Origin of the sequence: Rhizobium aethiopicum (genome assembly GCF_900094625.1) — a bacterium.
In the GTDB taxonomy this organism is placed as follows: Bacteria; Pseudomonadota; Alphaproteobacteria; order Rhizobiales; family Rhizobiaceae; genus Rhizobium; species Rhizobium aethiopicum.
Genome location: NZ_FMAJ01000012.1, coordinates 102,198 through 115,788, shown reverse-complemented (window position 1 = coordinate 115,788; position 13,591 = coordinate 102,198). Strand labels below are relative to the sequence as shown.

Below are 13,591 nucleotides of genomic sequence, written 5' to 3'. Positions count from 1 at the left end.
ATCTGAATTGCGGCCAATAGCCTCAAATCTTCGTCATTCCGGCTTTGGCAGTTGGAATAGCCGGGCGCTTCACGTATTGGGGCCGATATGCTGTTCTGGATTCTCGTTGCCGTTCTGACGGCAGCCGTCGCCGTCATCCTGCTTTACCCCCTTCTGCGCGACGCGAAGGTGGCGCAGAACAGCCGCGCCGGCGAGGCGGCAGTCTATCGCGACCAGTTGCGCGAACTCGACCGAGATCTTGCCAGCGGGCTGATCACCCCCGAGGAGGCTGATTACGCCAGGGCCGAAATCGGCCGGCGGCTGATCGCCGTCTCTGCCGGCGAGCCGGAGGCGATAGAGAAACCGATAAGGCATCACCGCATCATCGAAGTCTTCGTCCTGTTGATCCTGCCGGTGCTCGGGCTCTGTCTCTATCTGACGACCGGCAGGCCGGACCTGCCATCGCAGCCGCTGGAAGCGCGGCTGGAAAATCCTGGCGATGACGTGGCGGTGCTGATCGCCAAGGCGGAACGGCATCTGGCCGAAAATCCCGACGACGGCAAGGGTTGGGACGTATTGGCACCGATCTATTTCCGCACCATGCGGATAGCCGATGCGCAGGTCGCCTACCGCAACGCGATCCGGCTTCTCGGCCCGAGCCCGATCCGGCTCGACGGCCTCGCCGAAGCGTTGATGGCGGTCTCCGATGGCGTGGTGACGGAGGAGGCGCGGCAAGTGCTGGAGCAGTCGCTGACGCTGGAGCCTGACAACCCCCGTGCCCGCTTCTACGTCGCGCTCGGCATGGAGCAGGCGGGACGGACCGACGAGGCGCGCCGGGCCTTCGAGGCGCTGGCGCAACAATCGCCGGCCGATGCACCCTGGCTGCCGCTGGTCAATGAACACATCGCCAAGAACGGCGGCGCTGCCGCCGAGCCGGCGGCACCTGGCGGACCGACGTCGGAAGATGTGGCGGCGGCTGAAAACATGAGCGCCGGCGACCGCCAGCAGATGATCCGCGGCATGGTCGAAAGCCTCGATGCCAAACTCAGCGAGGATCCCAACAATTTTGAGGGATGGATGCGGCTCGTCCGCTCTTATGCCGTATTGAAAGACAAGGATCGCGCAGCCGACGCCCTGAAGCGGGGGCTTGCCGCCTTTCCGCCGCCCGGCGAGCAGGGCCGGCAATTGCTGGCGCTTGCCAGGGAACTTGGCATTGCCACGGAGGGAATGACGCAATGACGCGCAAGCAGAAGCGCCTTGCGGTGATCGCCGGCGGGATGAGTTTCATCATTGCCGCGGTGTTTTTGGTGATGTTCGCCTTCAGCCAGTCGGTGGCCTATTTCTACATGCCGGCCGATCTCGCCAAGACGCCGGTGGCGCCGGAAACCCGCATCCGCCTCGGCGGCCTGGTCGGGGCGGGCAGCGTCGTGCGCGGCGCCGGCTCGACGGTGGAGTTTTCCGTTACCGACGGCAGCGCCAATGCGGTGAAGGTCAAATATACCGGCATCCTGCCCGATCTGTTCCGCGAGGGCCAGGGCGTCGTCACCGAAGGCATGTTTACGTCAGGCACGAACATCTTTACCGCCGATACCGTGCTTGCCAAGCATGACGAGACCTATATGCCGAAGGACGTGGCCGACCGGCTGAAGTCGCAGGGGCTGTGGCAGGAAGGCCAAGGGGGAGCAGGTCAAGGGCAGGAGGCGAAAGCGACGCCATGATCATCGAGATCGGCCATTACGCACTGGTGCTGGCGCTGGCGACGGCGCTCATCGTCTCGGTCGTGCCGGTGATCGGCGCCCGCCGCCATGATCCGGCGATGATGGATGTGGCGAGCGTCGGCTCGATGGTGATGTTTGCGCTCGTCACCTTTGCCTTCGCCGTTTTGACCTATGCCCATGTCGTCTCGGACTTTTCGGTCGAGAATGTCTGGGAGAATTCGCATTCGCTGGTGCCGCTGATCTACAAATATTCCGGCGTCTGGGGCAATCACGAGGGATCGATGCTGCTCTGGCTGTTGATCCTGACGCTATTCAGCGCGCTCGTCGCCGTCTTCGGCGGCAATCTGCCGGAGACGCTGAAAGCCAATGTGCTGGCTGTGCAGGCCTGGATATCGCTCGCCTTCACGCTGTTCATTCTTCTGACCTCCAATCCCTTCCTGCGGCTCGACCCGGCGCCGGCCGAGGGACGTGATCTCAATCCGGTGCTGCAGGATATCGGCCTCGCCATTCACCCGCCGCTGCTCTATCTCGGTTATGTCGGCTTCTCCGTCTGCTTCTCCTTCGCCGTTGCGGCCCTCATCGAAGGGCGCATCGACGCTGCGTGGGCCCGCTGGGTCAGGCCCTGGGCGCTGACTGCCTGGACTTTCCTGACCCTCGGCATCGCAATGGGTTCCTACTGGGCCTATTACGAACTCGGCTGGGGCGGCTGGTGGTTCTGGGACCCTGTGGAAAACGCCTCCTTCATGCCGTGGCTGGCCGGCACCGCGCTTCTGCATTCGGCCCTCGTCATGGAGAAGCGCGAGGCGCTGAAGATCTGGACGGTGCTGCTCGCCATCCTGACCTTCTCGCTGTCGCTGATGGGTACCTTCCTGGTGCGATCGGGCGTGCTGACTTCGGTGCATGCCTTTGCCAGCGACCCCACCCGCGGCGTTTTCATTCTCTCGATCCTGCTGATTTTCATCGGCGGCGCGCTATCGCTGTTTGCCTTCCGCGCACCGCGGCTCTCGGCCGGCGGTCTGTTCGCGCCGATTTCGCGCGAGGGCGCGCTCGTTCTCAACAATTTGATCCTGACGGTTGCCTGCGGCACGGTTCTCACAGGCACGCTCTATCCGCTGCTGCTGGAGACGCTGACCGGCGACAAGATCTCCGTCGGACCACCCTTCTTCAATTTGACCTTCGGCCTGCTGATGGCGCCGCTGATTGTCATCGTGCCGTTCGGGCCACTGCTTGCCTGGAAGCGCGGCGATCTGCTTGGCGCGCTGCAGCGGCTCTATGCCGTCGCGGCTCTCGCTTTCGCCGCCGCGGTCATCTTTTTCTATATCGAACATGGAGGGCCGGTGCTGTCGCTACTCGGGTTGGCGGCCGGGCTGTTCCTCATCCTCGGCGCCGTTGCCGATCTCTGGTATCGCGCCGGCATCGGCAAGGTGGCGGGCTCTGTCGCCTGGCGCCGCCTGACCGGCCTGCCGCGCTCGGCCTTCGGCACTGCACTCGCCCATGCCGGGCTCGGCGTCACGGTGCTCGGCATTGTCGCCGTCACCACCTTCCAGAGCGAGCATGTCGTCGAGATGAAGCCGGGTGAGACGGTCGAGGCTGGCGGTTACAGCCTGCAGTTCGACGGCATGCGGGCGGCCAAGGGGCCGAACTACACCGAGGAGCGCGGCCACTTCACGATCCGGCGCGCCGGTGTCGCCGTTGCCGACACCTGGTCGGCCAAGCGGCTCTATACCGCCCGCCAGATGCCGACGACGGAGGCCGGCATCCTGACCTTCGGCCTCAGCCAACTCTATGTTTCGCTCGGCGACGCCACCAACAGCGGCGGCATCGTCGTGCGTATCTGGTGGAAGCCATTCATCCTCTGCATCTGGGGCGGAAGCGTACTCATGGCCCTCGGCGGCTTCGTCTCGCTCTCCGACCGGCGCCTGCGCGTCGGCGCCCCGCGCAGAAAGGCCAAGGCAAAACCGGCAGCGCCTGCCATGGAGCCGGCGGAATGATGCGGCGACTCTCCCTGGCTTTTGCCCTGATGCTAATCGCCACGCCGGCTTTCGCTGTCAATCCCGACGAGGTGCTGGCCGATCCGGCGCTGGAGGCCCGCGCCCGCGCCCTGTCCGCCGAACTGCGCTGCATGGTCTGCCAGAACCAGTCGATCGACGATTCCGATGCCGAGTTGGCCAAGGACCTGCGCCTGCTGGTGCGTGAACGCATTCGCGGCGGCGACAGCGACGAGGCTGTGCTGAACTATATCGTCTCGCGCTACGGCGAGTTCGTGCTGCTGAAGCCGCGGTTCAGCATCAGAACGGTATTGCTCTGGGGCGCCCCGGTGCTGCTGGTCCTTGCCGGGGGGGTGTCGCTGCTGGTCTTTGCGCGCAAGAGGGTAGGGAGGCCGACGGGCAGCAAACTGACCGGGGAAGAACAGGCGCGACTGAACGAGCTTCTGGACAAGTGACGTCCTAAACGGCCAATCATCTCTCGCGATGCCGCCAAGCAAACATTCCAAACATTACAAACTTTTCATGGACCGGACAGTTCGCAGTAAGGTGAGGCGTCCTATATCTTCAGTCATCGACTGATCCGGTACTGCCGGTGTGAAGATCTAAGAACAAGAGAAGGTGCTCTAATGCTGAAGAATTTCAACGGACGTCCGTCCCTCGCCACTGTGCTCAAGGCTTCTACCGTCGCCGGTATCGCAGCCACTGTGCTCGCAACCGGCGTTCCGCTCGAAATCACCCGGTCTTATGCCGAAGCTGTCAAGGTTCAGGCGCCTGCCGTGCCGAGCTTCGCCAATGTCGTCGATGCCGTTTCACCCGCCGTCGTGTCGGTGCGCGTCGAAAACCGCGTCAATCCCGTCGCCGACAATAATGACGGGTTCTCCTTCGATTTCAACGGCCGCGGTTTCGACGACCTGCCTGACGATCACCCGCTGAAGCGCTTCTTCCGCCAGTTCGGCCAGGACCCGAACGACCAGCAGGGCCACCAGCGGCGCTTCGGCCAGAACGGTCCGGGCGGCCCGAATGGTCCCGGCAAGGGTCGTCTGCGCCCGGTCGCCCAAGGCTCCGGCTTCTTCATCTCCGAGGACGGCTACATCGTCACCAACAACCACGTTGTTTCCGATGGCCAGGCTTTCGTCGCCGTCATGAATGACGGCACCGAACTCGATGCCAAGCTGATCGGCAGGGATCCGCGCACCGATCTCGCGGTGCTGAAGGTCGACGGCAAGGGCAAGAAGTTCACTTATGTCAACTGGGCCGACGACAACAATGTCCGTGTCGGCGACTGGGTCGTCGCCGTCGGCAATCCCTTCGGCCTCGGCGGCACGGTCACGGCAGGCATCGTCTCGGCCCGCGGCCGTGATATCGGCTCGGGTCCCTATGACGATTACCTGCAGGTGGATGCGGCCGTGAACCGCGGCAACTCCGGCGGCCCGACCTTCAACCTCAACGGCGAAGTCGTCGGCATCAATACCGCGATCTTCTCGCCGTCCGGCGGCAGCGTCGGCATTGCCTTCGCCATTCCGGCCTCGACCGCCAAGGATGTCGTCGCCGATCTGATGAAGGATGGCCAGGTTTCGCGCGGCTGGCTGGGTGTCCAGATCCAGCCGGTGACCAAAGACATCGCCGAATCCATTGGCCTTTCCGAGCCGAGCGGTGCCCTCGTCGTCGCCCCGCAGCCGGGCGCGCCGGGTGACAAGGCCGGCATGAAGGCCGGCGACGTCGTCACGGCGCTGAATGGCGAGACGATCAAGGATGCCCGTGATCTCAGCCGCCGCATCGGCGCGATGCAGCCGGGCAGCAAGGCCGAGCTTTCGGTCTGGCGTGCCGGCAAGGCCCAGTCGCTCACCGTCGAACTCGGCACGTTGCCGGCCGATCAGAAGGATGCCAGCGCCGACGACAATAACCAGCCGCAGCAACCTGAAGCACCGGCTTCCGAGAAGGCGCTTGCCGATCTCGGCCTGACGGTCGGTCCTTCCGACGACGGCAAGGGCCTGGCGATCACCGGCATCGATCCGGATTCGGATGCTGCCGACAAGGGCATCAAGGAAGGCGAAAAGATCACCTCGGTCAACAACCAGGAGGTCTCCAGCGCTGCCGATGTCGTCAAGGTGCTGAACCAGGCCAAGAAGGACGGCCGCACCCGCGCGCTGTTCCAGATCCAGTCCAGCGAAGGAAGCCGTTTCGTCGCGCTTCCGATCAACGGCCAGGGCTGATACCCAAAAACCGGAGCCGTGCGGACTGCGGTCCGCGCGGCATTTCTTCTGACCTTTCAAGGATGACCGCGATGAGCGCCGCTCCGCAGCAGGATGCTTTGAGCCTTGCCGAAACGCAGCCGGTGGGTAATGTCGGCCGCATGAAGATTCTCATCATCGAAGATGATCTCGAAGCCGCGGCCTACCTCACGAAAGCCTTTCGCGAGGCGGGCATCGTCGCCGATCACGCCAGCGACGGCGAGGCCGGCTTGTTCATGGGGTCGGAAAATACCTATGACGTCATTGTCATCGACCGCATGCTGCCGCGCCGGGACGGGCTTTCCGTCATCAGCGAATTGCGCCGCAAGGGCATCCATACGCCGGTCCTCATCCTCTCCGCGCTCGGCCAGGTCGATGACCGCGTGACCGGCCTTCGGGCCGGCGGCGACGATTACCTGCCAAAGCCCTATGCCTTCAGCGAGTTGCTGGCGCGTGTCGAAGTGCTCGGCCGCCGCAAGGGCACGCCGGAGCAGGACGTCGTCTATCGCGTCGGCGATCTGGAACTCGACCGGCTCTCCCACGAGGTGCGCCGCGGCGGCAGGGAAATCCCGCTGCAGCCGCGCGAATTCCGCCTGCTCGAATATCTGATGAAGAATGCCGGCCAGGTGGTGACCCGCACCATGCTGCTCGAAAACGTCTGGGATTATCATTTCGATCCGCAGACAAACGTCATCGACGTCCACGTCTCGCGCCTGCGCTCGAAGATCGAGAAGGACTTCAGCCAGCCGCTCCTGAAAACCATTCGGGGCGCGGGGTATATGATCAAGGATGAGGGATGAGCCGCTTCAGGGTTCTCTTCAAGTCCACTGCAGTCCGCCTTTCGGCACTCTACATTTTGCTCTTTGCCATTTGCGCCGCGACGCTCGTCTTCTATGTGACGGCGATGTCGGAACGGCTGCTGACGGGCCAGATCCGCGATGCCGTTCGGCAGGAGGTGGAGCAGGTGCAGCGCGCCTATGATACAGGCGGCATGAACCTTCTGCTGCGTACCATGGAGCGGCGTGCCCGCCAGCCTGGGGCCAATCTCTACATCATCGCCGGTCCCTCTGGGGACATTCTCGCCGGCAATGTCGCCTCGGTGCAGCCTGGTGTCTTCGAGGAAGTCGGCTGGACCTCGGCTCCCTTCGCTTATCAGCGTTATACCGACGGTGGCGGTGTCGAGCGCCGGCACAAGGCGATCGCCAATATATTCGTGCTCGACAATGGCTTGAGAATTCTCGTCGGCCGCGACCTCGGCGACCCCGAGCGTTTCCGCCTGCTGGTGCGCCAGGCACTGATGGTGGCTTTGGCGATCATGGGGCTCGGCGCGATCATCATCTGGTTCGGCATCGGCCGCAACGCCTTGAAACGCATCGACCGCATGTCGGATGCGAGCAAGAAGATCATGGCGGGCGATCTGTCACAGCGCCTCCCGGTCGGCGGATCCGGCGATGAATTTGACCGGCTGTCTGTGTCGCTGAACACCATGCTCGAACGCATAGAGAAGCTGAACGAAGGCTTGCGCCAAGTCTCCGACAACATCGCCCACGATCTGAAGACGCCCTTGACGCGGCTGCGCAACAAGGCGGCCGATGCGCTCGATATGACCAATGGCGACACGCGTCGCGCAGCGCTTGAAGGCATCATTTCCGAATCGGATCAGCTGATCCGCACCTTCAACGCCCTGCTGATGATCTCCCGCGTCGAGGCGGGATCGGTCGCTGCGGAGATGTCGCCGGTCGAGCTTTCGGCCATCGTTTCCGACAGCGCCGAACTTTACGAACCGGCGGCGGAGGAAGCCGGTCTCGGCCTCAGCGCCAGCGTCGAGCCGGGCATCGAGGTGCAGGGCAATCGCGAGCTGATCGGCCAGGCGATCTTCAATCTGCTCGACAATGCGATCAAATACTCCTCCGATACGCAAGGAGCGGGCGAGGTGGTGCTGAAGCTTGCCCGCCGGCCGGACGGCATCTGCCTGTCGGTGGCCGACCATGGGCCTGGCGTTCCGGCTGACCGGCGCGATGACGTGGTGAAGCGCTTCGTTCGCCTCGACGAAAGCCGCTCGAAGCCGGGCACCGGGCTTGGACTCTCGCTGGTAGAGGCGGTGATGGAGCTGCATAACGGCCGTCTGGAGCTCTCCGACACCAACCCCGACAAACCCGAACAGCGCGGACTGACCGTCAGCATGATCTTCCCTGCCAAGGCTGCCTGAACGGCTTGTGCCGAAATTCGATAGGCTTAATCGCATATTGGCGGTTTTCCGCCAGGACCCTAAGTTAATCGGAACGAAGGCGGCGGGCCGCGATTCTGGTGGTCGCTACCTGCTATGGAGAGCCAGGGAGAGCGAATGCTGACGAAATCGACGCATGGCCTGAAGGATGTCGCCGAAGGGCTGCTGCGTCCGCTGAGCCAGACGGAGCTGAAGCTGGCGCTGACCGATCTTCAGGATGCGGGCAAAAGCGAGCCTTCGGTGGCCGCGATGCTGAAGGCGGAAGGGCGGCTGCGCGATTTCATCGCCGCCGTACTGACGCTGTCGCCCTACCTGCGCGAAATTGTCAATCTCGACCCGGCCATCCTCACTGCCGCCATCAACGAACCGCTGGAACCGCAGATCGAAGCGCTGATCGTCGAGGCGCGGGGCTGCTGGCGGCCGGAAGACGACGGGCCCGCACCCGCGGAATCGGTGGTGATGAGCAGGCTGCGCATCATCAAGCGCAAGGCTGCTTTCCTTGTTGCGCTCGCCGATCTCTCCCGCATTTTCGACAGCCGCACGACAACAGCCTGGCTGAGCGCGCTTGCCGAAGCTACGGTCGCGGCCGCGATAGACCATCTGCTGCTTTCGGCGCATGAAGGCGGAAAGCTCAGGCTGCACGATCCGGCAAAACCAAGTGAGGGCTCGGGCCTGATCGTGCTCGGAATGGGCAAGCTCGGCGCGTCCGAACTCAACTATTCCTCCGATATCGATCTCGTCGTCTTCTTCGACGAACAGGCAGGCATCGTGCCCGATCCGGATGACGCGATCGACATCTTTCCGAGGCTGATGCGCCGGCTGGTGCGCATCCTGCAGGAGCGCACCGCGGATGGCTACGTCTTCCGCACCGATCTGAGATTGCGTCCCGATCCCGGCTCGACGCCGCTGGCGATCCCAGTCGACGCGGCGATGATCTATTACGAGGGCAGAGGCCAGAACTGGGAGCGGGCCGCCTTCATCAAGGCGCGCGCTGTCGCCGGAGATCTGGCGGCCGGCGAAGAATTCCTGCGTGGGCTTGCCCCTTTCGTCTTCCGCAAATACCTCGATTACGCTGCGATATCAGATATCCATTCGATCAAGCGGCAGATCCACGCGCATAAGGGCCATGGTGCGATTGCGGTGAAGGGCCATAATGTCAAGCTCGGCCGCGGCGGCATCCGCGAGATCGAGTTCTTCGTCCAGACGCAGCAGCTGATCGCCGGCGGTCGCATGCCGGCGCTGCGCGGCCGGGCGACGGAGGAGACACTCGGCGAACTCACCAAGGCGAAATGGATCGATGCGCAGACGCGCGACGAGCTGACGGACGCCTACTGGTTCCTGCGTGACGTCGAGCATCGCATCCAGATGGTGCGCGACGAGCAGACTCATCTGCTGCCGGAGACCGATGCCGATCTGAAGCGTATCGCCTTCATGATGGGCTTTTCCGACACGCCGAGCTTTTCCGAAAGGCTGGTCGGCGTGCTGAAGACGGTGGAGCGGCGTTACGCCCGCCTTTTTGAGCAGGAGAGCAAGCTTTCGACCGAAACCGGAAACCTCGTCTTTACCGGCCAGGGCGACGATCCGGATACGCTGGTGACGCTGAAGAAGCTCGGCTTCACCAGGCCATCCGACATTTCCCGCATCATCCGCACCTGGCATTATGGCCGCTATCGCGCGACGCAATCGGTGGAGGCGCGGGAAAGGCTGACGGAGCTGACACCCGAGCTGCTGCGCGTTTTCGGCGAAAGCAAGCGCGCCGATGAGGCGCTGCTGCGCTTCGATAGCTTCATCTCCGGCCTTCCCGCCGGTATCCAGCTCTTTTCGCTGCTCGGCAGCAATCCGGCGCTGCTGTCGCTGATCGTCAACATCATGTCGTCGGCGCCCCGGCTGGCCGAGGTGATCGCCGCCAAGCCGCATGTCTTCGACGGCATGCTCGATCCAGGCCTGATGGCCGAACTGCCGACGCGCGACTATCTCGGCGAGCGCCTGAAGGGCTCACTCGTCCAGGCACGTCATTATGAGGAGGTGCTCGACCGGTTGCGCATTTTCGCCGCCGAACAGCGTTTCCTGATCGGCATCCGCCTGCTCACCGGCGCGATCAATGGGGCCATGGCCGCCCGCGCCTTCACCCATCTCGCCGATCTCATCATCACGGCGGCGCTCGATGCCGTGACGAGCGAGATGCGGGCCGCGCATGGCGATTATCCCGGCGGCCGCATCGCCGTTGCCGGAATGGGCAAGCTCGGTAGCTTCGAGCTGACGGCGGGTTCGGACATCGATCTGATCCTGCTCTATGATTATGACGACGCGGCTTCCGAATCCGATGGGCCGAAGCCGCTCGACGCGACACGCTACTTCACCCGCATCACCCAGCGACTGATCGCCGCCTTGTCGGCCCCGACGGCCGAGGGCGTGCTTTATGAGGTCGATATGCGGCTGCGCCCCTCCGGCAACAAGGGGCCGGTTGCCACCCGTATCAATGCCTTCCGCAAGTACCAGCGTGAGGAGGCCTGGACTTGGGAGCATATGGCGCTCAGCCGCGCCCGGCTGATCTCAGGCGATGACAGCCTGATCGCCGAGGCGGAGCATATCGTCCGCGAAGTGCTGACGGCCGATCGCGACATCGCCAAGGTGGCGCACGACGTTGCCGAGATGCGCGAACTGATCGACAAGGAAAAGCCGCCATCCGGCCCCTGGGACTTGAAGCAGATACCCGGAGGCGTCATCGATCTCGAATTCATCGCCCAATACCTGGCGTTGATCGCGCCAACCAGGGGCGCCGGCGTTACCGTGAATGGCAAGAGCACGGGCGAGGCTCTTAAGCTGCTTGGCGGCCGGCTGATGCCGGCGGCCGATCTCGACACATGCCTCGAAGCCTTCGCGCTCTACACCAGTCTTTCACAGCTGATCCGACTCTGCATCGACAGCGAGTTCGATCCGAACGACGCGCCCGCTGGCCTCACCGAACTCGTCTGCCGCGCCGGCGACTGCCCTGACATCAAGACCCTGGAGGGAGAGGTGAAACGGCTTTCAAAAGCGGTGAGAAAGATATTCGTCAATACCGTGAAAGCTTAGACATCATCCGGGATGCGCAGTGAGATCACCGTGCCCACAGCTTCGCGGGAGCGGATCTTCATGCGGCCGCCATGCAGCGAGGTCAGCGAGCGCGAGATGGCAAGTCCGAGGCCGGAACCGCCCTTGCTCTTGGCGTATTGGCTCTGCACCTGTTCGAACGGCTGACCGATCTTCGACAGCGCCGAGCGGGGAATGCCGATGCCGGTATCGGCGATGGTGACGAAGACGGCGCCGTCGACGCGGCGGGTACGCACCGCGATGCGGCCGCCATTGTCGGTGAACTTCACCGCATTGGAGAGCAGGTTGAGCAGCACCTGCTTCATCGCCCGCCGGTCGGCCGTCAGCGTCAGGCCAGACGAAATGCGCTGCTCGATGACGATGTCTTTTTCGGCCGCCGGAATGGCGGTGAAGCGCAGGCTCTCCTCGATCAGCGGCACCAGATCGATGCGCTCGCGGTGCAGCCTGAGATGGCCGGCCTCTATCTTCGACATGTCGAGAATGTCGCTGATGACGTTGAGCAGATGTTTGCCGCTGTCGTGGATATCGCGTGCATATTCGTCGTATTTCAGCGAGCCGAGCGGCCCGAACATCTGGTTCTGCAGGATCTCGGAGAAGCCGAGGATGGCGTTGAGCGGTGTGCGCAGCTCATGCGACATGTTGGCCAGGAACTCCGATTTCGCCTTGTTGGCGGCCTCGGCGCGTTCCTTCTCAGCCTGGTAATTGGCGTTGGCTGTCGAAAGCTCGGCCTTCTGGAGTTCCAGCGTCTGGCGCGAGGCGGAGAGATCGCCGATCGTCGCCATCAGCCGGCGTTCGGATTCGCGCAACCGCTCCTGGTGGCGTTTCATCAGCGTGATGTCGGTGCCGACCGAGACCTTGCCGCCGTCGCGGGTGCGGCGTTCGTTGATCTGCAGCCAGCGCTCGTCGGCGAGTTGCACCTCCGTCGTGCGCCCCGACCCATCAGCATCGGCGACACGCCGCTCGATGACGGGGCGAGCGGCGGCGGCATTGACGATCGAGCGCTCGGTGCCGGGCACCAGCACGTTGTCCGGCAGGCCGTAGGCCTGCTGGAAATGCGTATTGCACATGACGAGCCGGTCGTTCTTGTCCCAGAGCACGAAGGCTTCGGAGGTGCATTCGATGGCGTCGGCGAGCCGCTGGTCGGCTTCCGCATAGCGCTGGGCCAGCCGGTGCTGTTCGGTCACATCCATGGCGATGCCGATCAGGTGCATGCGGCCGGAATTGCTGCGGATCACCTGGGCGCGGGCGCGCATCCAGACATAGTGGCCGCCGGCGTGGCGCATGCGGAAGATCTGGTCGACCTGGCCGGAGTGGCCCTTGGCGATGGCCCGCGCGATCTCGTAGAGGCCGCCGTCATCCGGGTGCATCAGCCGCGCAGCCTCGCCAAAACCCATCGTCTTGTCCGAACCCGGCAGGCCGAGCATGTCGTACATCGAGCGCGACCAGAAGAATTCACGGTTCTCGAAATCGAAGTCCCAGAGGCCGCAGCGGCCGCGCGACAGCGCCGTCTCGACGCGCAGGTTCGATTCCAGGAAGATATCGTCGGCGTCGCGGGCGCGCTTCACCTGGGTATAGTAGGCGTAGAGGATGACGAGCAGGATCGACGAGATGCCGGCAAACAGCGTGACGTTGAGCGCCAGCTCCTCGCGCCAGAGCCGGCTGATCTCGTCGAGCGAGGTGGCGGCAACGATAAAGCCGCCGGCATTGCCCATCAGCGTGATCTCGGCATAGTGCGGCACGCCGCCGATCGTGGTTTCGATGACGCCGGCCCGATCGCCGAAACGGCGGATCGCCGAGACCTCGGGGAAGAAATCGCCGACATTGTTGCCGACATGCGAAAGCCCGGCGGTCGTCGCGGCAAAAACCTTGCCGCTGGCCTGCACCAGCAGCACGAAAGCGCCGCTGTCCAGCCGGTCCTGAGGCAGGAACTTGGCGAGGCGGGCCTGCGCCTGGCCGATATCGCCGCTGTCGAAGATGTCGGACGCGTCCGCAAAAACTGCCGAGGCGGTCGCCGCCGAGAGCGCCGTGGCGTGGCGGGCGGAGGCCTCGAGCCGGGCATATTCGCTCATCATGCCGAAGAAATGCGAGGCGGCGACGACGGAGAGGAAGGCGACTATCAGCGCCGGAATGGCGCGCTTCAAGATGAGCTCCGCCTTCGGCAGGTGACGAAGGAGCGGTTCCGATGTCGCATGACCGGAAAGGCTGTTTCGCCAGGCTTTCAGCCCGTCAAAATCGACACGCAGCCGTCCTCCGGCCACGGTTGCCCGTCGCACGTCCATCATCTCTTCGCCTTGTCCCTCGTGTGATTCGCGCGCCGCTCGCTCGAACCTGACCTAGAGAATCATGGGTGATTCG

General features: G+C 63.7%; 9 protein-coding genes. 8 read left to right on the top strand and 1 reads right to left on the bottom strand.

Annotated features, from left to right (window positions below; translation table 11 throughout):
• Positions 1-87 precede the first annotated feature (87 nt).
• From ccmI to GA0061105_RS23175, 8 genes are all read left to right on the top strand, one after another.
• Positions 88-1,218 (top strand): c-type cytochrome biogenesis protein CcmI, encoded by a 1,131-nt coding sequence (gene ccmI, locus GA0061105_RS23210; protein ID WP_064692322.1) that lies wholly within the window; start codon positions 88-90, stop codon positions 1,216-1,218.
• Entirely contained in the window at positions 1,215-1,697 is a 483-nt protein-coding gene (gene ccmE, locus GA0061105_RS23205; RefSeq protein WP_064697669.1) for a cytochrome c maturation protein CcmE, read from the top strand. The genes ccmI and ccmE overlap by 4 nt, the downstream gene beginning before the upstream one ends.
• Positions 1,694-3,688: a heme lyase CcmF/NrfE family subunit gene (locus GA0061105_RS23200; RefSeq protein ID WP_092753155.1), complete on the top strand. Its 1,995-nt coding sequence runs from the start codon at positions 1,694-1,696 to the stop codon at positions 3,686-3,688. The genes ccmE and GA0061105_RS23200 overlap by 4 nt, the downstream gene beginning before the upstream one ends.
• Positions 3,685-4,140, top strand: coding sequence for a cytochrome c-type biogenesis protein (locus GA0061105_RS23195; protein WP_092753153.1), 456 nt, complete (start codon positions 3,685-3,687; stop codon positions 4,138-4,140). Before GA0061105_RS23200 ends, GA0061105_RS23195 begins: the two co-directional genes overlap by 4 nt.
• Positions 4,141-4,311: 171 nt before the next feature.
• Positions 4,312-5,898: a Do family serine endopeptidase gene (locus GA0061105_RS23190; RefSeq protein WP_092753151.1), complete on the top strand. Its 1,587-nt coding sequence runs from the start codon at positions 4,312-4,314 to the stop codon at positions 5,896-5,898.
• Positions 5,899-5,960: 62 nt separating this feature from the next.
• Positions 5,961-6,716, top strand: coding sequence for a response regulator transcription factor (locus GA0061105_RS23185; RefSeq protein WP_425348778.1), 756 nt, complete (start codon positions 5,961-5,963; stop codon positions 6,714-6,716).
• Positions 6,713-8,125 carry a sensor histidine kinase gene (locus tag GA0061105_RS23180; RefSeq protein ID WP_092753149.1) on the top strand — a complete coding sequence of 471 codons (1,413 nt, stop codon included), beginning with the start codon at positions 6,713-6,715 and terminating at the stop codon, positions 8,123-8,125. The genes GA0061105_RS23185 and GA0061105_RS23180 overlap by 4 nt, the downstream gene beginning before the upstream one ends.
• 135 nt (positions 8,126-8,260) lie before the next feature.
• A complete protein-coding gene (locus GA0061105_RS23175) occupies positions 8,261-11,218 on the top strand; it encodes a bifunctional [glutamine synthetase] adenylyltransferase/[glutamine synthetase]-adenylyl-L-tyrosine phosphorylase (protein ID WP_092753147.1) in 2,958 nt (985 codons plus the stop codon).
• Here the strand turns inward: GA0061105_RS23175 and GA0061105_RS23170 are convergent.
• Positions 11,215-13,518, bottom strand: a complete 2,304-nt coding sequence (locus GA0061105_RS23170) for a PAS domain-containing sensor histidine kinase (protein ID WP_092753145.1) — start codon at positions 13,516-13,518, stop codon at positions 11,215-11,217. The two genes, GA0061105_RS23175 and GA0061105_RS23170, sit on opposite strands and share 4 nt — an antisense overlap.
• Positions 13,519-13,591: the final 73 nt, after the last annotated feature.